Here is a 24,743-nt window from a genome sequence, read left to right on the forward strand (position 1 = left end):
CTGCGCGGCGGGACGTGGCGGCATGCGTTGCCGCATCGCGGCCGCACCGATCGAGCGTGTCGCAGCGGTTCGGCGGCAGCGCGCGGGCGCGTCGAAAACCGCTTGAAAACAGCATCGCCGCGCATCGTCGCCGGTTCGGCGCCGGCCTCGCCGACGCGCGCGGAAACCGCTTTCGCGCGGCGCGCGCCCGGCCAGCCGCCAGCCCTGGCCTTACCCCGGCTTCGCCCGCCCATTACAATGGCCGTCTTTCTGCCCAAAACAGGTCTCCGGCGCGCCATGGCCCTGCATCCCTACGATCTCTTCGACGTCCGTTCCCTGCTCAGCGAAGAGGAGCGCGCCGTACAGGACACCGTGGCCCGCTTCACCGACGAGCGCGTGATCCCGATCATCGGCGACGCCTTCGACCAGGGCCGCTTCCCCAAGGAACTGGTTCCGGAAATCGCCGAACTCGGCCTGCTGGGTTCCTCGCTGCCGGAGCAATACGGTTGCGCCGGCCTCAACGCCGTCAGCTACGGCCTGATCTGCCAGGAACTCGAGCGCGGCGACAGCGGCATCCGCAGCTTCGTCAGCGTGCAGTCCTCGCTGTGCATGTACCCGATCTACGCCTACGGCAGCGAAGAGCAGCGCATGCGCTGGCTGCCGGGCATGGCCAAGGGCGAGATCATCGGCTGCTTCGGCCTGACCGAGCCGCACGGCGGTTCCGATCCGGCCAACATGAAGACCAACGCCAAGCGCGACGGCGGCGACTGGATCCTCAACGGCTCCAAGATGTGGATCACCAACGGCAACCTCGCCGACATCGCCATCGTCTGGGCGCAGACCGAGGACGGCATCCAGGGCTTCGTGGTCGAGAAGGGCATGCCCGGTTTCGCCGCCCAGGAGATCAAGCACAAGATGAGCCTGCGCGCGTCGGTGACCTCGTCGCTGTTCTTCGACAACGTACGCGTGCCCGACGCCAACCGTCTGCCGAACGTCAAGGGCCTCAAGGGTCCGCTGGGCTGCCTGACCCAGGCCCGCTACGGCATCACCTGGGGCCCGATCGGCGCCGCCATCGCTTGCCTCGACGAAGTGCTGGGCTACACCAAGGAACGCATCCTGTTCAACCGTCCGGTCGCGGCGACCCAGTCGGCGCAGATCAAGATGGCCGAGATGGCCCGCCGCATCACCCTGGCGCAGTTGCTGGTGGTGCAGCTCGGCCGGCTCAAGGACGCCGGCAACATGCAGCCGACCCAGGTCAGCCTGGCGAAGTGGAACAACTGCCGCATGGCCATCGATATCGCGCGCGAGTGCCGCGACCTGCTCGGCGGCGCCGGCATCACCACTGAGCACGGCGCGATCCGCCATGCGCTGAACCTGGAATCGGTCATTACCTACGAGGGCACCGAGACGGTGCACCAGCTGGTGGTCGGCCGCGAATTGACCGGCATCAACGCGTTCTGATCCCGCGCTCCCGCCTGCGGGAGCCCGATGTGTTTCCTTCTCCCTCCTGCGGGAGAAGGTGGCCCGAAGGGCCGGATGAGGGCGCGCGCGGCAACTGCGTTGCCCTCGCCGCAACCCCTGTCCCGCAAGCGGGGCGGGGGCTTTCCAAGCCAAGCCAGAGCATTCCGGGGAACCGATCCATGATGACGATCGCCGACATCGAACTGGAAACCCCGCGCCTGCTCCTGCGCCCGCCGCGGCTGGAGGATTTCGACGCCTGGGCGCAGTTCATGGGCGCCGGCGACTACCTGCAGTACATCGGCGGCCCGCAGCCGCGGCCGGTGGCCTGGCGCGGGCTGATGTCGGTGATCGGCTCCTGGGCTGCGCTCGGCTACGGCTTCTTCTCGGTGTTCGAAAAGTCCTCGGGCCGCTGGATCGGCCGGCTCGGCCCGTGGCAGCCGGACGGCTGGCCGGGCACCGAGGTCGGCTGGGGCATCGTCGAGAGCGCGGGCGGGCAGGGCTATGCCAGCGAAGGCGCGGCCGCGAGCATCGACTGGGCGTTCGACCATCTGGGCTGGAGCGAGGTGATCCACACCATCGACGCCGGCAACCTCGCGTCCAAGGGCGTGGCGCGCAAGCTCGGCTCGCGTTACCTGCGCCAGGACCGCCTGCCCGAACCCTTCCACGAGAAGGAAGTGGAAGTGTGGGGCCAGAGTCGCGAGGAATGGCGCGCGCGGCGCAAGGCCGGGGCCGCGCAGGCATGATCACCGTCCACGGCTTCTCGCCCTCGGGCAACTGCCACAAGCTGCGCCTGCTGCTGGAGCAGCTCGGCGAGCGCTATCGCTGGGTCGAAGTCGACAGCAGCCGCGGCGAGACCCGCACCGCGCAGTTCCTCGCGCTCAATCCCAACGGCAAGGTGCCGGTGGTGGATTTCGGCGACGGGCGCACGCTCAGCGAATCCAACGCGATCCTCTACTACCTGGCCGACGGCAGCGAATTCCTGCCGGCCGACCTGTGGCAGCGCGCGCAGGCGCTGAGCTGGATGAACTTCGAGCAGTACAGCCACGAGCCGAGCATCGCCGTGGCCCGCTTCATCGCCGGCTGGACGCCGCTGGATTCGCCGCGCCGCGCCGACCTGCCGGCGCTGCGCGAGCGCGGCCACCAGGCGCTGGCGGTGATGGAGCGCCACTTGCAGGATCGCGCCTGGTTCACCGGCGAGCGCTACGGCATCGCCGACATCGCCTTGTTCGCCTACACCGACGTCGCCGCGCACGGCGGCATCGCGCTGGACGGCTATCCCGCGATCGTGTCGTGGCTGGCGCGGGTGCGCGCCACGCCGCGCTTCGTGGCCTTGCCCGAACCCGACGCGCAGGCCGCGCAGCGGATCGCCGAAAGCAACCGTTCCCTCTGAATTCCCCCTAGTCGAGCCGGCCCGGACAGGGCGGCGGAGTCCCCGATGTCAGCGCAACCGCAGTCTTCGATCTTCAGCCAGATGCCGAACTTCAACCCGGTCGCGAGCCCGATCCCGGCGCGCATGAAGGGCCTCAACCGGGCCGAGATCTGCGACGTCAATTTCGTCGAGTTCGTGAAGGCCTGGAACGGCCGCGGCGACGCGCGCCCGGCGCCGGAAGAGGCGATCCTCGACGGCAGCGCGCTGGACGCGCGCGGCTTTCGCGAGCTGTTCGAATCGCAGCTGATCAGTCGCCATCTCGACCTGATGGCGCGGGTGCTGCGGGTGCAGAACAAGGTCTTCTACACCATCGGTTCCAGCGGCCACGAAGGCAATGCGATGGTCGCGCGCGCGGCGCGCCACACCGATCCGGCGTTCCTGCACTACCGCAGCGGCGGCTTCATGGCCGAACGCTTCCGCAAGCTGCCGGGCATGGACCCGGTGATGGATTCGGCGCTGTCCTTTGCCGCCAGCGCCGAGGATCCGGCGTCCGGCGGCCGCCACAAGGTGTGGGGCAGCAAGCCGTTGTGGGTGCTGCCGCAGACCTCGACCATCGCCTCGCACCTGCCCAAGGCGCTGGGCACCGCCGTGGCGATCGAGACCGCGCGCCGCCTCGGCCATGCGCTGCCGATCCCCGACGACAGCATCGCCATCTGCTCCTTCGGCGACGCCTCGGCCAACCACGCCACCGCCCAGACCGCGTTCAACGCCGCCGCCTGGACCGCGTACCAGAAGCTGCCGGCGCCGGTGCTGTTCGTGTGCGAAGACAACGGCATCGGCATCTCGGTGAAGACCCCGGGCGGCTGGATCGGCAACCGTTTCCGCAACATGGACGGGCTGGATTATTTCGCCGCCGACGGCCTCGACCTTGCCAGCGGCTACGCCGACGTGCAGCGCGCGGTCGAGCATTGCCGCAACAGCCGCCGTCCGACCTTCCTGCACCTGCGCACCACCCGCATCATGGGCCACGCCGGCACCGACTTCGAGATCGAATGGCGCCCGGTCGAGGAACTGTGCGCGGTCGAAGCCAGCGACCCGCTGCTGCGCTCGGCGGCGATCGCGCTGGAGTCGGGGTTGATGTCGAAGGACGAGGTGCTCGCGCTGTACGAGGCCACGCGCGCGCGCTGCTTCGCCGCGGCCGAGGACGCCGACCGCCGGCCCAAGATCGAGACCCTCGAACACGTGATCGCGCCGCTGGCGCCGTACACGCCCGACGCGGTCCAGGCCGAAGCGCAGCGCGCCGATTACGCCGAGCGCCGCCTGCAGGCCTTCGGCAGCGAAGCCAAGCTGCCCGAGGCGCAGCCGCCGCGGCACCTGGCGATCCAGATCAACAACGCGCTGCACGACCTGTTCGCCAAGTACCCCGAAACCCTGCTGTTCGGCGAGGACGTGGCGCAGAAGGGCGGCGTCTACACCGTCACCAAGGGCCTGCAGAAGGCGTTCGGCCCGCGCCGGGTGTTCAACACCCTGCTCGACGAAACCATGATCCTCGGCCTGGCGCAGGGCTTCGCCAACGTCGGCCTGCTGCCGATTCCCGAGATCCAGTACTTGGCGTATTTCCACAACGCCTGCGACCAGATCCGCGGCGAGGCGGCGTCGCTGCAGTTCTTCAGCAACAACCAGTATCGCAACCCGATGGTGGTGCGCATCGCCGGCCTGGGTTACCAGCGCGGCTTCGGCGGCCACTTCCACAACGACAACTCGATCACCGCCTTGCGCGACATTCCCGGCCTGGTGGTCGGCTGTCCCTCGCGCGGCGACGACGCGGCGACCATGCTGCGCACGCTGACCGCGCTGGCCAAGGTCGACGGCCGCGTGGCCGTGTTCCTGGAGCCGATCGCGTTGTACATGACCAAGGACCTGTACGAAGCCGGCGACGGCAAATGGCTGACGACGTATCCGTCGCCGGACCAGGCCATGACGCTGGGCGAGGGCAGGGTGTATGCGCCCGAAGACGGCAGCGAAGGCGACGACCTGGTGATCTTCACCTACGGCAACGGCGTTCCGATGAGCCTGCGCGCCGCGCGCCGGATCGAGCAGGCGCGCGGCTGGAAGGCGCGCGTGGTCGATCTGCGCTGGCTGGTGCCGCTCAACGACGCCTACATCGCCGAGCAGGCGCGCGGCGCCAAGCGCGTGATCGTGGTCGACGAAGGCCGCCGCAGCGCCGGCGTGGGCGAGGGCGTGATCACCGCGCTGGCCGAGGCCGGCTTCGGCGGCGTGCCGCTGCAGCGCGTGGTCGGCGTGGACACCTACACCCCGCTGGCCGGCGCGGCGTTCCTGGTGATCCCGGGCGACGACGACATCGTCCGCGCCGCCGACGCGCTGGCGCAGGGCTGACGCCGATGTGCGGACTGGCCGGACTGCTGCGTCCGCGCAACGATCTCGACCAGGAGCACCTGTGCGCGCTCGCCGCTTCGATGGGCGAGGCGCTGCACCACCGCGGCCCCGACGACGGCGGCGTCTGGGCGGATCCGCAGGCCGGCATCGCGCTCGCCCATCGCCGGCTGAGCATTCTCGACCTGTCGCCGCTGGGCCATCAGCCGATGGCCTCGGCCGACGGGCGCTACGTGATCGCCTACAACGGCGAGATCTACAACTTCGCCGAACTGCGCGAACAACTGCTCGGCCTGGGCCACGGCTTCCGCGGCCATTCCGACACCGAGGTGCTGCTGGCGGCGGTGTCGCAGTGGGGCGTGGAAGCGGCGATCGCGCGCTGCAACGGCATGTTCGCCATCGCCTTGTGGGACCGCGAGCGCGCCGAGCTGTGGCTGGCGCGCGACCGGGTCGGCAAGAAGCCGCTGTACTACGGCTGGGCCGGCGACACCCTGGTGTTCGGCTCCGAACTCAAGGCGTTGTGGCGGCATCCGCAGTTCGACAACGGCGTCGACCGCGACGCGCTGGCGCTGCTGCTGCGTTACGACTACGTGCCTTCGCCGTACTGCATCCACGCCGACACCTGGAAGCTGGCGCCGGGCGCGCTGCTGCGCCTGGACGCGGCCGCCATCGCCCGCGGCCCGGGCGCCCACGATCCGGCGCGCGACCAGCAACGCTACTGGAACGCCGCCGAGCGCATGCGTGCGGCGATCGCCGATCCGTTCGACGGCGACATCGACGCCGCCGAGGACCGCCTCGACGAACTGCTGCGCGAGGCGGTCGGCCTGCGCATGGTCGCCGACGTGCCGGTCGGCGTGTTCCTGTCCGGCGGCACCGATTCGTCGGTGGTGACCTCGCTGATGCAGGCGCTCAGCGCCAAGCCGGTGCAGAGCTTCACCATCGGCTTCGAAGGCTCGCACCACGACGAGGCGCCGCTCGCGCTGGAAGTGGCGCGGCACCTGGGCACCGCGCACACCGAGCTCTACGTCAGCGGCGGCGACGCGCTGGCGGTAGTGCCGCGGCTGCCGGCGATGTTCGACGAACCCTTCGCCGACGCCTCGCAGGTGCCGACCGCGCTGGTGTGCAAGCTCGCCCGCGACCTGGTCACGGTGGCGCTGTCGGGCGACGGCGGCGACGAACTGTTCTTCGGCTACAAGCGCTACGAGCGCGCCTTGCGCAACCTGAGCCTGCTGCACCGGGTGCCGGCACCGCTGCGGCGCTGGCTGGCCGGACGCGCGCAGGACCACGGCGAAGCCTCGCGCGCCGGCGGCTTCGCCGCGTTCGCCGCCGAGATGGGCGCGCGCGGGATCGGCGATGTCTACCGCAACCGGATCGTGCGCTGGCGCTTTCCGCAGGCGGCGGTGCCCGGCGCGCAACTGCCGCCGACGCTGTACGACCTGGCCGAACCGCTCGACGGCCGCGGCACCGCGGCCGACGCGATGATGCTGGCCGATTACAGCGTCTACCTGCCCGACGATCTGCTGTGCAAGGTCGACCGCGCCAGCATGGCGGTCGGGCTGGAGGCGCGCGCGCCGTTGCTGGACACGCGCGTGGCCGAGTTCGCGTGGTCGCTGCCGCTGCACTACAAACGCGGCGACGACGGCGGCAGCAAGCATCTGCTCAAGCGGGTGCTGCGGCGCTATCTGCCCGATGCGATGGTCGACCGCGGCAAGCGCGGCTTCGGCGCGCCGGTCTCGCAATGGTTGCGCGGCGACCTGCGCGAGTGGGCCGAGGCATTGCTCGCCCCGGACCGGCTGCGCGCGCAGGGTTACTTCGACGCCGACCTCGTCCACGGCCTGTGGCGCGCCTTCGTCGACGGCGAGAAGCGCTGGCACACGCATCTGTGGAACGTGTTGATGTTCCAGGCCTGGCACGAGCACTGGCGCCAGCAGCGCGACGGCGCCGGCGAGGCGCTGGCGCGTTCCAGCAGCGGCGACGGCGGGCTCTGAGGCCTGCCCGGGCGCGCCGCGCGCCCGTCCGCGACCGGCGGCGCCGCCCCGGCTGTGATCGCCGCCCCGACGTGGTTAAACTCCCGTCACGGTTGGCCTTAGGGGGAGCCAAAGGCCGGACGTCCCAGTAAATCCGCGCGCCCCGGGTCGCTTCCGCCCGCCGGGCGCGGTCGCGTTAGGAAAACCGACCCATGCGTTTGTCCGTGTCGCCCCTGCTTCTCGCGCTCGCCGCGCTGGCCCTGCCCGCGCTGGCCGCGCCGCCGCGCAACAACGCGCCGGTCGTCGCCAGCGCCGCCGAACTGGCGGTGTACGTGCCGCCGTCGATGCTGACGTCGAACACCTACCTGCCGCGCATCAACATGTGGGTGGAGCCGGGCAAGGCCCTGGGCGACGCGCTGGATGAGGTCGGGCGCCGCTATTTCCCGGCCCTGCACGTGGTTCCGGCGGGCAAGGACGAGCGCTACGGCCTGCTGCTGGACCTGGCGCCGAAGTGGTCGACCGAAGGCGGCAAGCTGACCCTGACCGTTGCGTACGACGTCTACGGCGCCGACGGCAAGAAGCTCAACAGCGGCGCCGCCGAGCAGAGCACCGCGCTGAAGTACGGCAATTTCGGCGCCAGCGCCCAGGTCGTGACCCGGCAAGCGGTGCAGCAGGTGATGGCGCAGGTGCAGGGCGCGTTGCAGCCCGACCCGGTCAAGTTCCCGGCCACCGGCGCGACCGCGAAGATCGACCTGACCGCGTTGGTCGACCGCAGCAAGCCGCTGCGCACCGGCACCGCGTTCTTCGTCAACAAGGACGGCCAGCTGCTGACCGCCGCGCACGTGGCGCGCAACTGCGTGGCGATGGAAGCGCACCAGGACGGCGCGACTTTCCCGGTCAAGGCGCGCGCGGCCAGCGACCTGCTCGACGTCGCCGTGCTCGATTCGGGCAAGCCGCGCGCCGCGGCGCTGGCGTTGCGCCAGGGTCAGGCGATCGAGCTGGGCGAGTCGATCACCAGCGTCGGCTATCCGCTCAAGGGCGTGCTCGGCGACTCGCCGAACGTCACCCGCGGCAACGTCAGCGCCAGCCGCGGGCCGCGCGGTTCGATGGGCATGTTCCAGTTTTCCGCGCCGATCCAGCCCGGCAACAGCGGCGGACCGATCGTGTCCGACAACGGCGAACTGCTCGGCGTGGCGGTCAGCACGCTCAACGCCGAGAGCATGGCCAAGCTCGGGCTGATTCCGCAGAACGTCAACTTCGCCCTCGACGGGCGCTACGTGGCGATGTTCCTGCAACGCGAGAAGGTGCCGTTCGAGACCTTGCGCGCGCAGGGCGCGGGCAGCATGCAGACGGCCAATCAGGCCGCGCTGTCGAACACCGTCCAGCTCAACTGCTACCAGTAAGGGGCCGCCATGATCCGTGCTTTCATGATCCGCGCTTGCATGATCCGCGCTTGCATGACCCGTGTTCCGTTGCTTGCTCTGTCCTTGCTGGCGCCGCTGGGCGCCGGCGCGTACGAACCGGCGCGCACGCCGATCCAGGCGCCGGTGCCCGCGCCGGCGGCGTCCGCCGCGGTTTCGGTGCCGTCCGCCGCGGCCGCGCCTGCGCCGGCCACGGTCGCCGCGCCCGCGCCCGCGCCTGTTGCGTCCGTGCCGGCCGCGCCTGCGTCTTCGGCGCCTGCGCCCGTCGCGACGGCGCCGACCGTCGTCGCATCCAAGGCCGTCGCCTTGCCGCCGATGCGTTTCCTCGCCTCGGTCGCCGAGGAAGAGATCTACACCGGGCTCAAGTCCGATCCGAACTTCGCCGCGCTCGACAAGGAACTGGTCGGCAGCCCGTTGTCGCTGATGGTCACCCACACCTTACGTCCGACCGCCGGCGGCATGGCCGCGGGCCTGCTCAGCGCGGTGCTGGCCGGCAGTACGCTGGGCCTGATTCCGATGGTCAGCAGCGAGCGGCTGGTGATCAAGTACGACGTCATGCTCAACGGCCGTCCGTTGACCGGCTACACGTTCGAACGCACCGCGACCCGCGCGCAGAACCTGTGGGCGGTGGACGCCGGCGGCTTGGGCAAGGCGGGCATGGAATGGGTCAAGTCGACCGTGCCGGACGCCGCGGCCAAGATCGCCAAGGATCCGGCGGTGCTGGCGCTGCGCCAGGAAATGGATTTCTACTTCCCGCCGGAAACCGTCGCCGCGCGCAAGTGAATGCGGCGGGGCAGGGCGCGGCGACCGTCGCGCTCTGCCTCGTCCGGCGTCGCGCGGCGATCGCCGCGCAACGCGCGCTTCAGCGCTCCAGCCCCGCGCTCAACGGCTGCGGCTGCAAGAGCGTCGCGCCGGCCTGCGCCGGCGTCGGCTCGCGATCCAGCCCGGCGACCGCCAGCGCCCATTCGCCGGCTCGAGCGACGATCTCGCCGAGCGTCTCTTCGCCGGCCATGAGCTTGGCGCCGGTTTCCACCGGCCCCTCGCAGCGGTACAGCGCAAGCCCGCGCTTGACCTTGCCGAGGAAGTGGGTGCGGGCGACGATTTCCTGGCCCGGATAACAGCCTTTCTTGACGCTGTAGCCGCGCAACCGGTCCAGCGACAACTGCTGCGGCGTCCATTGCCCGGCCTGCGACGCCGGCAGCCGCGGCAGGCCGTGGCGCAGGTCGGCCTCGGCCCAGCGCTCGGCGAGATCGGCATCGGCCGCAGCCGCGCGCCCGGTCGCCACGATGCGCAAAGTCCGCGCGCCGCCGTCGCCGCTGAGGTCGATCTCCACGCTGTCGTCGCCATCGCCGTCGATAACCGCGCCCGCAGCGCGCTCCGGCGCGCCGAAACGGCCTTCGATCACTTGGTCTTCACGCGCGCCGATCGCGACCTTGCTGCGGAACACGAAGCGCTTGAGCGCCTCGACCAGCGCATCGGCGTCGGCATCGGGCACGACCAGCCAGATGCGCTGTTCGGACAGGCGCAGCAGCGCGAACAGGGCCACGGCGCGGCCTTTGGGCGTCAGCCAGCCGCTCCACTGCCAGTGGCCGTCGGCCAAGCCCTTGACGTCGTTCATGAATTGCGCCTGGGCGAAAGCCGCGGCGTCGCGGCCCTCCAGAGCGATGAGTCGTTGACCGGGCAGGGCGAAGGCCTGTCCGGGCAAGGCGTGCGGGTTGTCAGGCATGGGGGCCGGGAATTAATATTTAACGCTGTGATGATAGGCGAAACCACCCCGGAAGCACGTTCGGACGACGCGTCCGAGATCCCGGCGACCCCCGTGTCCGGCGCGGCCGAGACGGGAGGCGCATCGCCTTCCGCCAAGGACGCTCCGGTTGAGCCCGCTGCGCAAGCGCAGCCGCCCAAGGAGCACGGTGGTCGCGACGGTCTCGAACCGACCCGCTACGGCGACTGGGAAAAGAACGGACGCTGCATCGATTTCTAGCCGATCGGTCCGCGTCGTTCGCTTTTCAAGCACCGTCCCAAACCCCCACACCGGCGTGCCCGCACGCTTCCCCGCCACGCGGCGCCGCCGCCCAGCCGAGATTGCCATACCCTCATGGCGAACCGCGAACGACCTTTGTCGCCACACCTGCAGGTTTACCGCTGGCAGGTACAGATGGCGACCTCGATCCTGCACCGCGCGACCGGTGTCATCCTCTCCATCGGCGCCCTGCTGATCGCCTGGGCGCTGACCGCCCTGGCCGCGGGGCCCGACGCCTGGGCGAGCTTCATCGCCTGCGCGCGCTCGCCGCTGGGCTTCCTGATCCTGTTCGGCTGGACCTGGGCCTTCGCCTATCACCTGCTCAACGGCATCCGCCACCTGGTCCAGGACGCCGGCTTCGGCTTCAAGGTCCAGACCTTCATCCGCAGCAGCTGGACCAGCGTCATCGGCAGCCTCGTGCTGACCGCGCTGATCTGGATCGTCGCCATGATGTCGCGAGGTGGCGCATGAGCATCTTCAGCCAGAAGGAAGCGCGTACCGCGCTCAAGTCCGCGCGCGGCCTGGGCTCGGCCCAGTACGGCACCCACCACTTCGTGGTCCAGCGGGTCACCGCGATCGCGCTGATCTTCCTGAGCCTGTACACCATCGGCCTGATCGTGTCGTGGATCGGCGGCGACTACGCCAGCGTCCGCGCCAGCGTCGCCGACCCGTGCAACGCGGTGCTGTTGAGCGCGTTCGTGATCGCGATGTTCTGGCACGCGCGGCTCGGCCTGCAGGTGATCGTCGAGGACTACGTCCACGCCCCGCTGTTGGCGATGGCCTCGCAGATCGCCATCGTTTTCGTTTGCGCACTCGCGGCCCTGGCCAGCGTGCTCGCCATCATCCGCATCGCGCTGGGAGCCTGATCCGTGGCCTCTGCCTACAAGATCCAAGAACACAGCTTCGACATGGTCGTGGTCGGCGCCGGCGGCGCCGGCCTGCGCGCCACCTTCGGCCTGGCCCAGAAGGGCCTGAAGACCGCCTGCATCACCAAGGTGTTCCCGACCCGTTCGCACACCGTGGCGGCGCAGGGCGGCGTGGCCGCGGCGCTGGCCAACATGGGCGACGACAACTGGAAGTACCACTTCTACGACACCGTCAAAGGCTCGGACTGGCTCGGCGACCAGGACGCCATCGAGTACATGTGCCGCGAGGCGATTCCGGCCATCATCGAGCTGGAACACTACGGCGTGCCGTTCTCGCGCACCGACGACGGCAAGATCTACCAGCGTCCGTTCGGCGGCATGACCACCAAGTTCGGCAAGGGCCCGCCGGCGCAGCGCACCTGCGCCGCCGCCGACCGCACCGGCCACGCGATCCTGCACACCCTGTACCAGCAGTCGCTGGCGCACGACGCGCAGTTCTTCATCGAATACTTCGCCCTCGACCTGATCATGGACGAGCACGGCGCCTGCCGCGGCGTGCTCGCGCTGGACATGGCCGAAGGCACCCTGCACCTGTTCAAGGCGCAGGGCACGGTGCTGGCGACCGGCGGCTACGGCCGCGCCTACTTCAGCGCCACCTCGGCCCACACCTGCACCGGCGACGGCGGCGGCATGGCCCTGCGCGCCGGCCTGGGCATGCAGGACATGGAGTTCGTGCAGTTCCACCCGACCGGCATCTACGGCGCCGGCTGCCTCATCACCGAGGGCGTGCGCGGCGAAGGCGGCATCCTGCGCAACAGCAGCGGCGAGCGCTTCATGGAGCGCTACGCGCCGAGCGTCAAGGACCTGGCCCCGCGCGACATGGTCAGCCGCGCGATGACCATGGAAATCCGCGACGGCCGCGGCGTCGGCGAGCACAAGGACCACATCCTGCTCGACCTGACCCACCTCGGCCCCGAAGTGATCCACAAGAAGCTGCCGGGCATCGCCGAATCCGCGCGCATCTTCGCCGGCGTCGACGTCGAGAAGCAGCCGATCCCGGTGATCCCGACCGTGCACTACAACATGGGCGGCATCCCCACCAACTACCACGGCGAAGTGGTGCAGCTGCGCGACGGCAACCCCGACGCGGTCGTGCCGGGCCTGTACGCGATCGGCGAAGCCGCCTGCGTGTCGGTGCACGGCGCCAACCGCCTGGGCTCGAACTCGCTGCTCGACCTGGTGGTGTTCGGCCGCGCGGTCGCCAACCGCTGCGCGGAAACCATCACTCCGGACGCCAAGCAGGCGCCGCTCGCCGCCGACGCCTGCGACATCGCCCTGGCGCGCCTGGACAAGCTGCGCAACGCCAGCGGCAGCACCCCGACTTCGGTCATCCGCGACAAGATGCAGCGCACCATGCAGGCCGATGCGGCGGTGTTCCGCACCAGCCAGACCCTGGCCGAGGGCGTGGCGAAAATGCGCGACATCCACGCGTCGTTCGCCGACGTCAAGGTCACCGACCGCTCGATGGTGTGGAACTCGGACCTGATCGAAACCTTCGAGCTGGCCAACCTGCTCGACCAGGCCCTGGTGACCATCGTCTCGGCCGAGAACCGCAAGGAATCGCGCGGCGCGCATGCGCACGAGGACTTCCCCGAGCGCGACGACGCGCACTGGCAGAAGCACACGCTGTGCTGGGTGGACGAGAAGGGCAATACCCGCATCGACTATCGCCCCGTCCACATGCAGCCGATGACGGGGGATGTCGAATCGATCCCGCCGGCCAAGCGCGTCTACTGATCAGGAGCCGCCGACATGGCCCAATTCTCACTGCCTAAGAACTCCAAGATCCAGAAGGGCCGCCACTGGGCGACGCCGGGCGCCAAGCAGCCGCGCACCTTCAAGGTCTACCGCTGGAACCCCGACGACGGCATGAACCCGCGCGTCGACACCTACGAGGTCGATCTGGCCTCGTGCGGCCCGATGGTTCTGGACGCGCTGATCAAGATCAAGAACGAGATCGACCCGACCCTGACCTTCCGCCGCTCCTGCCGCGAGGGCATCTGCGGTTCGTGCGCGATGAACATCGACGGCACCAACACCCTGGCGTGCACCCGCGCCATCGCCGATTGCGGCGACGCCAAGAACGACGTGCCGATCTATCCGCTGCCGCACATGGACGTGGTCAAGGACCTGGTTCCGGACCTGACCCACTTCTACGCCCAGTACGCGTCGATCCGCCCGTGGCTGCGCACCCAGAGCCCGACCCCGTCGGACCGCGAGCGCCTGCAGTCGCCGGCCGACCGCGAGAAGCTCGACGGCCTGTACGAGTGCATCCTGTGCGCGTGCTGCTCGACCAGCTGCCCGAGCTACTGGTGGAATGGCGACCGCTACCTCGGCCCGGCGATCCTGCTGCAGGCCTATCGCTGGATCATCGATTCGCGCGATGAGGACACCGGCGCGCGCCTGGACGATCTGGAAGATCCGTTCAAGCTGTATCGCTGCCACACCATCATGAACTGCGCGCGGACCTGCCCGAAGGGCTTGAACCCGGCCCAGGCCATCGGCGAGATCAAGAAGCTGATGCTGCAGCGCCGGGTCTGAGGGCTCGGGCCGCAAGCGTTCGAGTCGAGAACAGCGCAGCGTCGCCGACGCCGCCGTCCGCACCGCGGGCGGCGGCGTTTTCGTTCGCGCCGTCGCATCGGCCACAGGTGCAGTGGCGGCCGCGCGCGGTTTGGCGGAGGATGCGCGCTGGCGCTCGCCGGCGATGGGCCGGCGCCGCGCCCCGTTCGCACGCCGCGCCGCGCGCGGCCTTCCAGGGAGCGCAGCATCCGATGGACACGATGGACACCAAGACGATCTTCCTGCCGGCGTTGGCGATGGCCGTGCTGACCTGCGTGGTATGGCTGCGCCTGTTCTACGTGCGCATCGGCCAGATGAAGCGCGATCGCATCCATCCGCAATCGGTGGCGACCTCCGCGCAAGCGGTGGCGAAGCTGACCGAGTCTAGGGCCGCGGACAATTTCCGCAACCTGTTCGAATTGCCGGTGTTGTTCTACCTGGCCCTGGTGGTGGCCGCGCTCAACGGCCTGGCCGACACCGCGACGCTGACCCTGGCCTGGCTGTTCGTCGCTTTGCGCATCGCCCACAGCGCGATCCAATGCGGCTACAACAAGGTCATGCATCGCTTCTACGCCTACGCCGCCGGCGGCCTGGCGCTGTGGCTGCTGTGGGCGCGCATCGGCGTCGGCCTGCTGACGTAACCCGGCCGCGGCTGCCCGCGCGGATTTTGCAATCGCAGGAGATCTGGATGAGCGACACCCCTTCCGCCGACGAGCGCGACGAGCTCGAACTGCGCCGCCTGCGCTGGCGCTGCCGCCGCGGCATGCGCGAGCTCGACCAACTGTTCGGGCGCTATCTCGACCGCGCATGGCGCGCATCGTCCGAACACGAGCGCGGAGTTTTCCTACGCCTGCTGGAAACCGAGGACGATAAGCTCTGGCACTGGTTCATGGGCCATGAGGAAGCGCAGGATGCGCAGTTGCAGGCGTTGGTGGAGAAGATCCGCAACTTGCCGGTCTGAGCCGGCGTCGGCGGCTGGATCGCAGCCGGCGTTGAGGCCGGCATCGGATCGCGCGCGCGAGGGCGCAAATGCCTGCGATGGCATGACTGCCTGCGATGGCACGGACGCCGCCGCGGCGGCGATGCGCGTCGCCGCGCGGGTCGGCGGACGGCTGGCCGGATCGCTGCGGTCGCTGCGGTCGGGCCTCGCCCGGGCGTTCGCCTCCGCGCCGCACGCAGGACCCGCGCCGGGTTGCGTCGATTGGCGCGCCTCGCGGCTGCTGGCCGCCGCGCTGGCCGCGCTCGGCCTGCTGGCCGGCGTCGCCGCGCTCGCCAGCGAACTGCCGGCGCATCTGGGCTGGCCCGTGGCCGCGCTGGCGGCGGGGTGGGGCGCGGCCCTGGCCCGGCGCGAACTGCGCCGCCCGCCGCGCCGCCTGCGCCTGACCGGCGCCCGCGCCTGGTTGGACGATGCGCCGATCGCGCATGCCCGCCTGTACTGGCGCGGGCCGCTGGCGCGGCTGGAGTTCCGCGACGCCCAGGGCCGCCGCGGGCGCCTGCTGTGGTGGCCCGACAGCCTCGACGCCCACGGCCGGCGTGAACTCCGGCTGGCCGCCGCGGTCGCAATCGATGCGCCCGCACCGCGTTCGGTGGCACCATGAGCGGGGATTAGGGATCCGGGACTCGGGACAGGAACGCGGCGCGCCGCGCCGACCCCGGATTTCCGCCCAATCCCCAATCCCTAATCCCCAATCCCGGCTACATGTTCAAACCCATCTCAGTCGCCATCGGCTTGCGCTATTTGCGCGCCAAGCGCCGCAACGGCTTCATCTCCTTCATCTCGCTCGCCTCCATCGCCGGCATCGCCCTGGGCGTGACCGCGCTGATCACCACCCTGGCGGTGATGAGCGGCTTCCAGCGCGAAATCCGCGACCGCATGCTGCAGATGGCCGCGCACGCCACCGTCAGCGCCTACGGCGAGCCGCTGCAGGACTGGCGCCACGCGGTCGAGATGGCCACCGCCGACCAGCGCGTGGCCGGCGCCGCGCCGTACGTGGAGAAGGAGGCGCTGCTCTCGGCCGCGCGCCAGCAGCCGGCGATCGTGCGCGGCGTCGATCCGGCGCTGGAAGGGCGGGTCTCGGTACTCGCCGACAAGATGGTCCAGGGCAAGCTCGATTCGCTGACGCCGGGCAGCTTCAACATCGTGCTCGGCAAGGAGCTGGCGCTGTGGATGGGCGCCCAGGTCGGCGACAGCGTGGTGGTGATGACCGCCGACGGCCGCAGCACGCCGATGGGCGCGATGCCGCAGCTCAAGCGCTTCACCGTCAGCGGCGTCTTCGAGGCCGGCTACAACGAATACGACAAGGGCCTGGCGGTCGCCAACATGCAGGACATGCAGCGGGTGCTGCGCATGGGCGAGGGCGTCACCGGCGTGCGCCTGAAGCTGCACGACATGGACCAGGCCTGGGACGTGGCGCGCGACCTCGCGGTCAACCTCGGCGGCCCATACCGGGTCACCGACTGGAGCAGCGACAACGCCAACATGTTCCGCGCGCTGAAGATGGAGAAGACGGTGATGGCGATCCTGTTGTCGCTGATCATCGCGATGGGCGCGTTCAACCTGGTGTCTTCGCAGGTGATGCTGGTCACCGACAAGCAGGCCGACATCGCGATCCAGCGCACCCTCGGCCTCACGCCGATGAGCGTGATGCGCATCTTCGTGGTCCAGGGCACCCTGATCGGAATCATCGGCACCGTGCTCGGCGTGATCGGCGGCATCGTGCTGACCCTGAACCTGGAACACATTCTCAAGGCCATCGAGGCCGTGCTCGGCGTGCAGCTGCTGCCCGAGGACGTCTACTACATCACCGGACTGCCGACCGACCTGCGCACGAGCGACGTGACCGTCATCGCCTGCGTCGCGCTGGCCATGGCGTTCCTGGCCACCATCTATCCCGCCTGGCGCGCCGCGCGCACGGCCCCGGCCGAGGCGCTGCGGTATGAGTGACAAGCGCATCCCGCCGGCGAGCGCGCCGACCGAGGCCCCGATGGCCGACGACATCGTGCTGTCCTGCGAAGGGCTGGCGATGACCTATTCGGAAGGCAAGCTGCACACCCCGGTGTTCGACGGTCTGCAACTGTCGGTGCGGCGCGGCGAGACCGTCGCGATTCTGGGCGCATCGGGCGCCGGCAAGAGCACGTTGCTGCATCTGTTGGGCGGACTGGACAAGCCCACCGGCGGCGAGGTCTACGTCTGCGGCCACCGCATGAGCGCGTTGTCGGATCGCTCGCGCGGCATATTGCGCAACGAGTCGCTGGGCTTCGTTTATCAGTTCCACCATCTGCTGCCGGAATTCACCGCGCTCGAGAACGTGATGCTGCCGATCCTGCTCAGCGGCCAGCCGTTGCGGTTGCGCGACTGGTGGTTCGGGCGGCGCCCCGGAGGCATGGGCGTCGGGGCGATCCTGCTCGGCATCCCCGGCTTCCTGTTCTACGACCTGCCGCGTTACTTGACGCGTTCGTATTCCGACGTGGAAGCCGCACGTGAACGCGCGCGCAGCTTGCTCGAATCGGTCGGCCTGGGCCATCGCCTCAATCACAAGCCCGGCGAACTGTCCGGCGGCGAGCGCCAGCGCGCCGCGGTCGCGCGCGCCCTGGTCAACCGCCCGGCCTGCGTGCTCGGCGACGAACCCACCGGCAACCTCGACGAAAAGACCGCCGCGACCGTGTTCGAGCTGATGCTCGCGCTCAACCGCGACCAAGGCACCAGTCTGGTCATGGTGACTCACGACCGCCGCCTGGCCCGGCGCCTGGACCGGGTGATGGAATTGCACGAAGGCAAGCTGCGGCAATTGCCGCCGGGCGAGGTTTGATCCTCGCCCGCGCCGTCGCCGCGATCCGCTTGTAGAAGCGGCGCCAGCCGCGACCGCGACACCGTGAAAATGGCGAACGCGCCGACGCGAGCGGCGTCTCCCATGCCGTGGTCCGCGCCATTTCCAGCGTGCCGCGCCGCTCGCGCGATCCGACTGTAGGAGCGGCGCAAGCCGCGACCGCGACAACACAGCCACGACGAATGCCCGGATGCGAACGCGGCATCCTCGTTCGCGCCGACGCCGTGCCCGCAGCGCCGGCTGAACTCCCGCCGTCGTTTTCCGACACGCCGTTACGCCCATGACCTACACGCGCTGCGGCTGTCGAGCCATACGCTCGTCTTCGTCGCAACGCTAAGGTTCTCCATACCGACCGACGTGCTGCGCGATCCTGCGCACGGATCGCGGCACGCGCCGGCGCAACCCATTTGACGGCGAAGGAGCAACGCCATGTTCGACGCGGCAAGGACGCCGCCCTTCGGGAAACTCGTCGCGATCGCCTTGCTCGCCGGCATCGGCGCCGCGCTGGCGTCGCCGCGGTTGCTTCCCTGGCCGGCGATGGCGCTGCTGTTGGCGGCGGCGGCGACGGTCGGCTGGTGGCGCTTGCGGCGCGCCCGCGCGCTGGCCGCGTTCGCGTTCGGCTTCGCATTGGCGAGCCTGCATGCGGCGCATGCGTTGGCGCTGCAATTGCCGCCGGATTGGGAACGGCGCGACGTCGCCGTCAGCGGCCGCATCGTCGATCTGCCGACGCACGAAACGCGCCGCACCCAGTTCCGCTTCCGCGTCGACGACGATGCGGCGCAACCGGCGCCGCTGCGCGGGCGCCTGCTGCGCCTGGCGTGGTACGACGACGATCCGCGCTCGCGCGCGGCGTTGAAGGCCGGCCAGCGCTGGCGCCTGCAGGCGCGGGTGCGCGCGCCGCGCGGACTGCGCAACCCGGGCGGTCCGGATGCGGAGAAGTACGCGCTGGCGCAGCGCCTGGGCGCGAACGGCTACTTGCGCGATCCCGCCGCCCAGGCGCGCGTGCTGGCGCCGCCGGCCGGCCTGGACGCCTGGCGCGAAGCGATGTGCGAGCGCATCGCCACGGCGGTGACGACGCCGGGATCGCGCTTCGTGCGCGCGCTCGCGCTCGGCGACACCCGCGGCCTCGACGACGCCGATTGGGAGGTGTTGCGCGCCAACGGCCTCACCCACCTGATCGCGATTTCCGGTTTCCATGTCGGCCTGGTCGCCGGTTTCTTCGCCTTGTGCGCGCGCGGCCTGTGGCGGCTGTGGCCGGGACTGGGCCGGCGCGTGCCGGCGGTGGCAGCGGCGGCGGTGGCAGCGATGCTCGGCGGCCTGTTGTACGCGGCCGCGGCCGGCTTCGCCCTGCCGACCGTGCGCACCTGGCTGATGATCGCGGTGGTGGCCGGATTGCGGCTGGCGCGCCGCGGCGGCCATGGCGTCGACGCATTGGCCCTGGCCGCGATCGCGGTCGTGCTGGCCGATCCGCTGGCCGTGCTCGGCGCCGGTTTCTGGCTCAGCTTCCTCGGCGTGGCCTGGTTGCTGTGGTGCCTGCCGACGATGGGCGAAGGCGGCTGGCGCGAGCGCCTGGGCGGCTTCGTCTCGGCTCAGGGCGTGGCCAGCCTGGGCTTGCTGCCGGTGTGCGCGGCGCTGTTCGGCCAGGCCTCGCTGGCCGGACCGCTGGCGAACCTGGTCGCGGTGCCGTGGTGGAGCCTGCTGGTGGTGCCGCTGGCCTTGCTCGGCACCGGCCTGGAAACCCTGCACGCGGGCGCCGGCGAGTTCGCCTGGCGCTGGGCCGCGGCCTGTTTCGAACCCGGTTGGCCCGGGTTCCAGGCCCTGGCCGGCAGCCGCCTGGCCTTGTGGTGGCTGCCCGAGCCGCGCTGGTTCGCCTTGCCGTTGGCCTTGCTCGGCGCGTTCTGGTTGCTGCTGCCGCGCGGCACTCCCGGCAAGGCGCTGGCGGTGTTGCTGTGGCTGCCGCTGCTGTGGCCGGATCGGCGCCTGCCCGCGCCGGGCGAGGCCGAACTGGTGGTGATCGACGTGGGGCAGGGCCTGTCGGTGCTGGTGCGCACCGCGAACCACAGCCTATTGTTCGACGCCGGCCCGGCGGTGCGCGACGGTTTCGACGCCGGCGAGCGCGCGGTGGTGCCGGCGCTGCACGCCCTGGGCGTGCGCCGGCTCGATGCGGCGGTCGCCAGCCACGGCGACCAGGATCATGCCGGCGGCCTGGCCGCGGTGCTGCGCGCGTTTCCCGCGCCGTTGCGGTTCGCGCCGCCGGACGTCGAAGGCGCGGCGCTGCGCGGCTTGCGCCTGCGGACCTGCGAGGCCGGCCGCGAATGGCGCTGGGACGGCGTGCGCCTGCGTTTCCTGCATCCGCCCGCGCACTTTCCCTATCTGCGCAACGAGTCCAGCTGCGTGCTGCGCATCGACACCGAACACGGCAGCGCGCTGCTGACCGGCGACATCGGCGAAGTGGTCGAGCGCGATCTGGTCCGGCGCGCGGCGCTGTCCCCGGCCGACAGCTTGCGCGCCGACGTGGTCTTGATCGCCCACCACGGCAGCGCCGAATCCTCCGATCCGGCGTTCGTGCGCGCGACCGGCGCGCGCTACGCGCTGGCGTCCAGCGGCCACGGCAATCGTTTCGGCCATCCGCGCGCGGATGTGCTCGAGCGTTGGCGCCGGGCCGGCGCGGCGGTCGCCGACACCGCCGCGGACGGCGCCCTGCGGATTCGGCTGGGCGCGCCGGCGCACGGGCGCGAAAGCGGGGCCGGCCCGGTTCTGGAATCGCGACGCCAAGCACACCCGCGGCTGTGGGACGCGGCCCGGCGCGCGCCTGGGCTATCCTATCGCCCGGATTGAAGTCGGCCATGGGCCGGAGGTTCGCGAGTGCTGGAACTGGTGAAGGCCGGCGGTTGGCCGATGATTCCGTTGTTGATCCTGTCGGCGCTGGCCCTGGCGATCATCATCGAGCGGCTGTGGACCCTGCGCCGGCGCGCGGTGCTGCCGCCGAACCTGGGCCAGGAAGTGCGCGCCTGGGCCGCCGGCGGCAAGCTCGACCCCGCCCACATCGAATCGCTGCGCGCGACCGCGCCGCTGGGCGCGCTGCTGGCCGCCGCGCTCGACGTGCGCGGCCGTCCGCGCGAGGAAATCCGCGAACGCATCGAGGACGTGGGCCGGCATCTGGTCCATCGCATGGAGCGCTACCTGAACACGCTCGGCACCATCGCCGCGGCCGGCCCGCTGCTCGGCCTGTTCGGCACCGTGGTCGGCATGATCCAGATGTTCCTGGTCATCAACGACCAAGGCATCGGCGACGTCAACCAGCTCGCCGGCGGCATCGGCAAGGCGCTGGTGTGCACCGCCACCGGCATGATCGTGGCGATCCCGGCGCTGATCGCGCACCGCTGGTTCCGCGGCCGCGTGTCCGAGTACATCGTGGCGATGGAGCACGAGGCCATCGCCCTGGTCGACGTGCTGCAACAGCATCCCGGCGAAGGCCGCGCCAGCGAGCCGCGTCCGGTGCGCCTGGCCGGCGGCCAGGGCTGAGGCGCGGCCCGCATGCGCATCCGCGACCGCCGCGCCGACGACGAGCCGGAGATCAACCTGGTCCCGTTGATCGACGTGATCCTGGTGCTGATCATCTTCTTCGTGGTCACCGCGACCTTCGACGCCCGCTCGGTGCTCAAGCTGGAACTGCCGCGCGCCACCGGCGAGCCGTCCGGCGACGCCAGCCAGGCGCTGGTGGTGTTGGTCAACGCCGAGGGCCGCTATTTCGTCGGCGACCGCGAAGTGCTGCGCGACGATCTGGAGTCGCTCAAGACCACGATAGCGGAGGTCGCCGGCGACGACCGCGACCGCACCGTGATGCTGCGCGCCGACGCGCGCACGCCGTACCAGGCGGTGGTCACCGTCTACGACGCGCTCGGCCAGCTCGGCTTCCGCAAGATCATGAGCGCGACCGCGCCGCCGCCGGGCGCCGCCGCCAGGCCCGCCGCGGCGCCGGCTGGGGCGAGCCGGTGACGGCGCATTCCGACGCCTCGCCGTGGCAGACCTACCGCCGGCTGCTGCGCTTCGCGCTGCCGTACCGCGGCCTGTTGTGGCTGGCGGGGATCGGCATGCTGATCGAGGCCGTCGCCGGCGCGGGCTTCACCAAGTTGATGGACCCGATCATCAACCAGACCTTCATCGCCAAGAACACCTCGGTGGCGGTGTGGCTGCCGGCGGCGATCGTCGGCTTGTTCGTGCTGCGCGGCATCGCCGGCTACATCACCGACTACTACATGGCCAAGGCCGGCCGCGGCGTCGCCCGCGACCTGCGCGTGCAGGTGCTGGGCAAGTACCTGCGCCTGCCGGGCTCGCGTTTCGACACCGAGCCGGTGCCGTCGATGCTGGTGCGGCTGGGCTCGGACAGCGACCAGGTCGCGCAGGCTTCGGTCGATGCGATGAAGGTGATGGTGCAGCAGTCGACCCAGGCGCTGGCGTTGCTGGTGGTGATGCTGTGGACGAGCTGGCAGGTCACCGTCGCGGTGTTCCTGATGGCGCCGCCGCTGGCCTGGGTCATGGACAAGGTCGGCCGCCGCTACCGCCGCATCAGCCACCGCATCCAGGAGAGCGGGGCGCAGTTGCTGCTGGCCGCGGACCAGGCGCTGTCGAACCAGCAGGAAGTGAAGGTCTACGGCGCGCAGAAGTCCGAACTCGGCCGTTACGGCGCGATCGCCGACCACTATCTCAAGCTCAGCCTCAAGGTCGAATCCACGCGTTCCATCGCCTCGGGCATGGTCCAGCTGATGGGTTCGGTCGGTCTGGCGCTGTTGCTGTTCGTGGCCGGGCGCGAGGCCTTCGCCGGGCGCCTGGATGCCGGCGGGTTCGTGACCCTGATGGTGTCGATGATGGCGATCATCCCGAACCTGCGCCAGCTCACCAACGTGCAGAACATGCTCCAGCGCGGCGTGGCCTCGGCCGAGCGCCTGTTCGAGGTGCTCGACGCCGCCGAGGAGCCCGACAGCGGCGAGCGCGCGCTCGCGCGCAGCCAGGGCCTGATCGAGTTCCGCGGCGTCACCGCGCGCTATCCGGGCCAGGAGCGTCCGGCCCTGGCCGATGTCAGCTTCCTCGCCCGGCCCGGCACGGTCACCGCCATCGTCGGCCGCTCCGGCAGCGGCAAGTCGAGCCTGATCAAGCTGATCCCGCGCTTCTACGATCCCGAATCCGGGCAGATCCTGCTCGACGGCCACGACCTGGCCGACTACAAGCTCGCCGACCTGCGCCGCCAGATCGCCCTGGTCGGCCAGCAGGTGATGCTGTTCGACGGCACCATCGCCGCCAACGTCGCCTACGGCGAAATGCAGGACGCCGGCGCCGACGCGCTGGCGCGCGCGATCCAGGGCGCCAACGCGGCCGAATTCGTCGACCAGTTGCCCGCCGGCCTCGACACCGCGATCGGCGCCAAGGGCGGCAAGCTCTCCGGCGGCCAGCGCCAGCGCCTGGCGATCGCCCGCGCCATGCTCAAGGACGCGCCGATCCTGATCCTCGACGAGGCCACCGCCGCGCTCGACACCGAATCCGAGCGACTGGTGCAGGACGCGCTGGAACGGCTGATGCCCGACCGCACCACCCTGGTGATCGCCCACCGCCTGTCGACCATCGAACACGCCGACCAGGTGCTGGTGATGGACCAGGGCCGCATCGTCGAACGCGGCTCGCACAGCGAACTGCTTGCCCAGGGCGGGCTGTACGCGCACCTGCACCGCATGCAGTTCCGCGAGGCCGAATGAAGGCCATCGCGAACCCGGGCCCGCGCCGATGAGCGCCGAACGCCGCGGCGGCCCGCCCGCTTATTGGTACGACGACCGTTCGGTGCCGGCGTACGCGCGCCTGCTCGCCGCGCTGTACGGCGCGGTCACCGGCTTGCGCCGCAGTCTCTACCGCCGAGGCCTCAAGCGCCGCCGCCATCCCGGCGTGCCGGTGATCGTGGTCGGCAACATCACCGCCGGCGGCGCCGGCAAGACGCCGCTGACCATCGCCCTGGTCCAGCGGCTGAAGCAGGAAGGCTGGACTCCGGGCGTCGCCACCCGCGGCTACGGCCGCGACGATGCCGCCGCGGCGCTGTGGGTCGAGCGCAACACCGATGCGCGCCTGGGCGGCGACGAACCGGTGCTGATCGCACGCCGCACCGGCGCCAAGGTCCGCGCCGATCGCGACCGCGCCAGCGCCGCGCGCGCCTTGGCCGAAGCCGGCTGCGACATCGTGGTCTGCGACGACGGCCTGCAGCACTATCGGCTGGCGCGCGACATCGAGATCGAAGTGGTCGACGGCCGCCGCCGCTACGGCAACGGCCGGTTGCTGCCGGCCGGCCCCTTGCGCGAGCCGCCCGAACGCGGCGCGCGCTGCGATTTCCGGGTGATCAACCTGCCGCAGGCCGCCGGCGGCGAAGCCGCGCCCGGCGCGGGGTTCGGCGAATGGCCGATGCGCCTGGTCGCCGACCAGGCCCAGCCCTTGCTCGGCGCGCGTCCGCTCAAGCTCGAGGCCTTCGCCGGCCAGCGCGTGCACGCGGTCGCCGGCATCGGCGACCCGGAGCGCTACTTCGCCATGCTGCGCGGCGTCGGCATCGCCGTGGTCCCGCACGCGTTTCCCGATCATCACCGCTACGCCGCCGCCGATTTCGCGTTCGGCAGCAAGCTGCCGGTGCTGCTGACCGAGAAGGACGCGGTCAAGATCCCGCTCGACGGGCAGGGCGGCTTCGATCCGGAGTCGTACTACAGCGTGCCGGTGCGCGCGGAGCTGCCCGAGGCGTTCTGGGTGTCGTTGCTGGACAAGCTGCAGGCGTTCAAGCGCAAGTGAC

Annotated in this window: 24 protein-coding genes; 22 read left to right on the forward strand and 2 right to left on the reverse strand. The window is 70.6% G+C overall.

The genetic code is table 11. The features are described from left to right. Nucleotides 1-276: 276 nt before the first annotated feature. The 6 genes from JHW41_RS10260 to JHW41_RS10285 all read left to right on the forward strand — a co-directional run bounded on the left by JHW41_RS10260 (nucleotide 277) and on the right by JHW41_RS10285 (nucleotide 8,573). Nucleotides 277-1,440, forward strand: coding sequence for an acyl-CoA dehydrogenase family protein (locus tag JHW41_RS10260; protein ID WP_078997549.1), 1,164 nt, complete (start codon nucleotides 277-279; stop codon nucleotides 1,438-1,440). A 182-nt stretch (nucleotides 1,441-1,622) separates the two neighbouring features. Further along, the gene (locus JHW41_RS10265) at nucleotides 1,623-2,183 is read left to right on the forward strand and encodes a GNAT family N-acetyltransferase (RefSeq protein WP_078997573.1); all 561 of its coding nucleotides are present in this window, start codon (nucleotides 1,623-1,625) and stop codon (nucleotides 2,181-2,183) included. Then, nucleotides 2,180-2,830 (forward strand): glutathione S-transferase family protein, encoded by a 651-nt coding sequence (locus JHW41_RS10270; protein ID WP_078997572.1) that lies wholly within the window; start codon nucleotides 2,180-2,182, stop codon nucleotides 2,828-2,830. Before JHW41_RS10265 ends, JHW41_RS10270 begins: the two co-directional genes overlap by 4 nt. Before the next feature lie 81 nt (nucleotides 2,831-2,911). Further along, nucleotides 2,912-5,206 carry a thiamine pyrophosphate-dependent enzyme gene (locus JHW41_RS10275; protein ID WP_250450941.1) on the forward strand — a complete coding sequence of 765 codons (2,295 nt, stop codon included), beginning with the start codon at nucleotides 2,912-2,914 and terminating at the stop codon, nucleotides 5,204-5,206. Between the two features lie 5 nt (nucleotides 5,207-5,211). Then, complete coding sequence (gene asnB / locus JHW41_RS10280; RefSeq protein ID WP_250449835.1) at nucleotides 5,212-7,191, forward strand: asparagine synthase (glutamine-hydrolyzing); 1,980 nt, start codon at nucleotides 5,212-5,214, stop codon at nucleotides 7,189-7,191. A gap of 191 nt (nucleotides 7,192-7,382) precedes the next feature. After that, a complete protein-coding gene (locus JHW41_RS10285; protein ID WP_057948006.1) occupies nucleotides 7,383-8,573 on the forward strand; it encodes a S1 family peptidase in 1,191 nt (396 codons plus the stop codon). Here the strand turns inward: JHW41_RS10285 and JHW41_RS10290 are convergent. Continuing rightward, entirely contained in the window at nucleotides 8,564-8,887 is a 324-nt protein-coding gene (locus tag JHW41_RS10290; protein WP_250449836.1) for a hypothetical protein, read from the reverse strand. The two genes, JHW41_RS10285 and JHW41_RS10290, sit on opposite strands and share 10 nt — an antisense overlap. Nucleotides 8,888-8,897: 10 nt before the next feature. On the opposite strand from JHW41_RS10290, the gene JHW41_RS10295 reads away from it, so the two are divergent. After that, the gene (locus JHW41_RS10295; protein WP_138885099.1) at nucleotides 8,898-9,374 is read left to right on the forward strand and encodes a hypothetical protein; all 477 of its coding nucleotides are present in this window, start codon (nucleotides 8,898-8,900) and stop codon (nucleotides 9,372-9,374) included. A gap of 79 nt (nucleotides 9,375-9,453) precedes the next feature. Here the strand turns inward: JHW41_RS10295 and JHW41_RS10300 are convergent, their stop codons facing one another. Then, nucleotides 9,454-10,317 (reverse strand): YgfZ/GcvT domain-containing protein, encoded by an 864-nt coding sequence (locus tag JHW41_RS10300; protein WP_428995499.1) that lies wholly within the window; start codon nucleotides 10,315-10,317, stop codon nucleotides 9,454-9,456. Between JHW41_RS10300 and JHW41_RS10305 the strand changes: the two genes are divergently transcribed. From JHW41_RS10305 to lpxK, 15 genes are all read left to right on the forward strand, one after another. Further along, the gene (locus JHW41_RS10305) at nucleotides 10,213-10,575 is read left to right on the forward strand and encodes a DUF1674 domain-containing protein (RefSeq protein ID WP_250449838.1); all 363 of its coding nucleotides are present in this window, start codon (nucleotides 10,213-10,215) and stop codon (nucleotides 10,573-10,575) included. The genes JHW41_RS10300 and JHW41_RS10305 overlap by 105 nt on opposite strands. 114 nt (nucleotides 10,576-10,689) lie before the next feature. After that, nucleotides 10,690-11,085 carry a succinate dehydrogenase, cytochrome b556 subunit gene (sdhC, locus tag JHW41_RS10310; protein WP_057948003.1) on the forward strand — a complete coding sequence of 132 codons (396 nt, stop codon included), beginning with the start codon at nucleotides 10,690-10,692 and terminating at the stop codon, nucleotides 11,083-11,085. Further along, nucleotides 11,082-11,480: a succinate dehydrogenase, hydrophobic membrane anchor protein gene (sdhD, locus tag JHW41_RS10315; protein ID WP_250449839.1), complete on the forward strand. Its 399-nt coding sequence runs from the start codon at nucleotides 11,082-11,084 to the stop codon at nucleotides 11,478-11,480. The genes sdhC and sdhD overlap by 4 nt, the downstream gene beginning before the upstream one ends. A 42-nt stretch (nucleotides 11,481-11,522) precedes the next feature. After that, complete coding sequence (gene sdhA, locus JHW41_RS10320; protein WP_057950151.1) at nucleotides 11,523-13,277, forward strand: succinate dehydrogenase flavoprotein subunit; 1,755 nt, start codon at nucleotides 11,523-11,525, stop codon at nucleotides 13,275-13,277. Between the two features lie 15 nt (nucleotides 13,278-13,292). Continuing rightward, a complete protein-coding gene (locus JHW41_RS10325) occupies nucleotides 13,293-14,081 on the forward strand; it encodes a succinate dehydrogenase iron-sulfur subunit (RefSeq protein ID WP_057948001.1) in 789 nt (262 codons plus the stop codon). Between the two features lie 239 nt (nucleotides 14,082-14,320). Beyond that, the gene (locus JHW41_RS10330) at nucleotides 14,321-14,740 is read left to right on the forward strand and encodes an MAPEG family protein (RefSeq protein ID WP_057948000.1); all 420 of its coding nucleotides are present in this window, start codon (nucleotides 14,321-14,323) and stop codon (nucleotides 14,738-14,740) included. A 47-nt stretch (nucleotides 14,741-14,787) separates the two neighbouring features. Further along, entirely contained in the window at nucleotides 14,788-15,060 is a 273-nt protein-coding gene (locus tag JHW41_RS10335) for a succinate dehydrogenase assembly factor 2 (protein WP_078997542.1), read from the forward strand. An 82-nt stretch (nucleotides 15,061-15,142) separates the two neighbouring features. Then, nucleotides 15,143-15,697, forward strand: coding sequence for a hypothetical protein (locus JHW41_RS10340; RefSeq protein WP_250449840.1), 555 nt, complete (start codon nucleotides 15,143-15,145; stop codon nucleotides 15,695-15,697). A 101-nt stretch (nucleotides 15,698-15,798) separates the two neighbouring features. Beyond that, on the forward strand, nucleotides 15,799-17,043 hold the full coding sequence (locus tag JHW41_RS10345) for a lipoprotein-releasing ABC transporter permease subunit (protein WP_057947998.1): 1,245 nt from the start codon (nucleotides 15,799-15,801) through the stop codon (nucleotides 17,041-17,043). 40 nt (nucleotides 17,044-17,083) lie between these two features. After that, nucleotides 17,084-17,908, forward strand: coding sequence for an ATP-binding cassette domain-containing protein (locus JHW41_RS10350; RefSeq protein WP_078997540.1), 825 nt, complete (start codon nucleotides 17,084-17,086; stop codon nucleotides 17,906-17,908). 447 nt (nucleotides 17,909-18,355) lie between these two features. After that, the gene (locus JHW41_RS10355) at nucleotides 18,356-20,764 is read left to right on the forward strand and encodes a DNA internalization-related competence protein ComEC/Rec2 (RefSeq protein WP_250449841.1); all 2,409 of its coding nucleotides are present in this window, start codon (nucleotides 18,356-18,358) and stop codon (nucleotides 20,762-20,764) included. Between the two features lie 27 nt (nucleotides 20,765-20,791). Beyond that, nucleotides 20,792-21,451: a MotA/TolQ/ExbB proton channel family protein gene (locus JHW41_RS10360; protein WP_057947995.1), complete on the forward strand. Its 660-nt coding sequence runs from the start codon at nucleotides 20,792-20,794 to the stop codon at nucleotides 21,449-21,451. A gap of 12 nt (nucleotides 21,452-21,463) precedes the next feature. Beyond that, nucleotides 21,464-21,925, forward strand: a complete 462-nt coding sequence (locus tag JHW41_RS10365; protein ID WP_057947994.1) for an ExbD/TolR family protein — start codon at nucleotides 21,464-21,466, stop codon at nucleotides 21,923-21,925. Then, a complete protein-coding gene (gene msbA / locus JHW41_RS10370) occupies nucleotides 21,922-23,676 on the forward strand; it encodes a lipid A export permease/ATP-binding protein MsbA (protein WP_231736116.1) in 1,755 nt (584 codons plus the stop codon). The genes JHW41_RS10365 and msbA overlap by 4 nt, the downstream gene beginning before the upstream one ends. Before the next feature lie 28 nt (nucleotides 23,677-23,704). Continuing rightward, entirely contained in the window at nucleotides 23,705-24,742 is a 1,038-nt protein-coding gene (gene lpxK, locus JHW41_RS10375; protein WP_057947993.1) for a tetraacyldisaccharide 4'-kinase, read from the forward strand. Nucleotide 24,743: the final 1 nt, after the last annotated feature.

Origin of the sequence: Lysobacter enzymogenes (genome assembly GCF_023617245.1) — a bacterium.
Lineage (GTDB): Bacteria > Pseudomonadota > Gammaproteobacteria > Xanthomonadales > Xanthomonadaceae > Lysobacter > Lysobacter yananisis.

What these genes read in the sequence shown, in the direction of transcription:
- lpxK (WP_057947993.1), top strand. Translation starts at nt 23,705, where the DNA reads ATGAGCGCCGAACGCCGCGGCGGCCCGCCCGCTTATTGGTACGACGAC.
- JHW41_RS10330 (WP_057948000.1), top strand. Translation starts at nt 14,321, where the DNA reads ATGGACACCAAGACGATCTTCCTGCCGGCGTTGGCGATGGCCGTGCTG.
- JHW41_RS10300 (WP_428995499.1), bottom strand. Translation starts at nt 10,317, where the DNA reads ATGCCTGACAACCCGCACGCCTTGCCCGGACAGGCCTTCGCCCTGCCC.
- sdhA (WP_057950151.1), top strand. Translation starts at nt 11,523, where the DNA reads ATGGTCGTGGTCGGCGCCGGCGGCGCCGGCCTGCGCGCCACCTTCGGC.
- sdhC (WP_057948003.1), top strand. Translation starts at nt 10,690, where the DNA reads ATGGCGAACCGCGAACGACCTTTGTCGCCACACCTGCAGGTTTACCGC.
- JHW41_RS10340 (WP_250449840.1), top strand. Translation starts at nt 15,143, where the DNA reads ATGACTGCCTGCGATGGCACGGACGCCGCCGCGGCGGCGATGCGCGTC.
- asnB (WP_250449835.1), top strand. Translation starts at nt 5,212, where the DNA reads ATGTGCGGACTGGCCGGACTGCTGCGTCCGCGCAACGATCTCGACCAG.
- JHW41_RS10350 (WP_078997540.1), top strand. Translation starts at nt 17,084, where the DNA reads ATGGCCGACGACATCGTGCTGTCCTGCGAAGGGCTGGCGATGACCTAT.
- JHW41_RS10265 (WP_078997573.1), top strand. Translation starts at nt 1,623, where the DNA reads ATGACGATCGCCGACATCGAACTGGAAACCCCGCGCCTGCTCCTGCGC.
- JHW41_RS10260 (WP_078997549.1), top strand. Translation starts at nt 277, where the DNA reads ATGGCCCTGCATCCCTACGATCTCTTCGACGTCCGTTCCCTGCTCAGC.
- JHW41_RS10325 (WP_057948001.1), top strand. Translation starts at nt 13,293, where the DNA reads ATGGCCCAATTCTCACTGCCTAAGAACTCCAAGATCCAGAAGGGCCGC.
- JHW41_RS10355 (WP_250449841.1), top strand. Translation starts at nt 18,356, where the DNA reads ATGTTCGACGCGGCAAGGACGCCGCCCTTCGGGAAACTCGTCGCGATC.
- JHW41_RS10365 (WP_057947994.1), top strand. Translation starts at nt 21,464, where the DNA reads ATGCGCATCCGCGACCGCCGCGCCGACGACGAGCCGGAGATCAACCTG.
- JHW41_RS10270 (WP_078997572.1), top strand. Translation starts at nt 2,180, where the DNA reads ATGATCACCGTCCACGGCTTCTCGCCCTCGGGCAACTGCCACAAGCTG.
- JHW41_RS10335 (WP_078997542.1), top strand. Translation starts at nt 14,788, where the DNA reads ATGAGCGACACCCCTTCCGCCGACGAGCGCGACGAGCTCGAACTGCGC.
- sdhD (WP_250449839.1), top strand. Translation starts at nt 11,082, where the DNA reads ATGAGCATCTTCAGCCAGAAGGAAGCGCGTACCGCGCTCAAGTCCGCG.
- JHW41_RS10275 (WP_250450941.1), top strand. Translation starts at nt 2,912, where the DNA reads ATGCCGAACTTCAACCCGGTCGCGAGCCCGATCCCGGCGCGCATGAAG.
- JHW41_RS10345 (WP_057947998.1), top strand. Translation starts at nt 15,799, where the DNA reads ATGTTCAAACCCATCTCAGTCGCCATCGGCTTGCGCTATTTGCGCGCC.
- JHW41_RS10285 (WP_057948006.1), top strand. Translation starts at nt 7,383, where the DNA reads ATGCGTTTGTCCGTGTCGCCCCTGCTTCTCGCGCTCGCCGCGCTGGCC.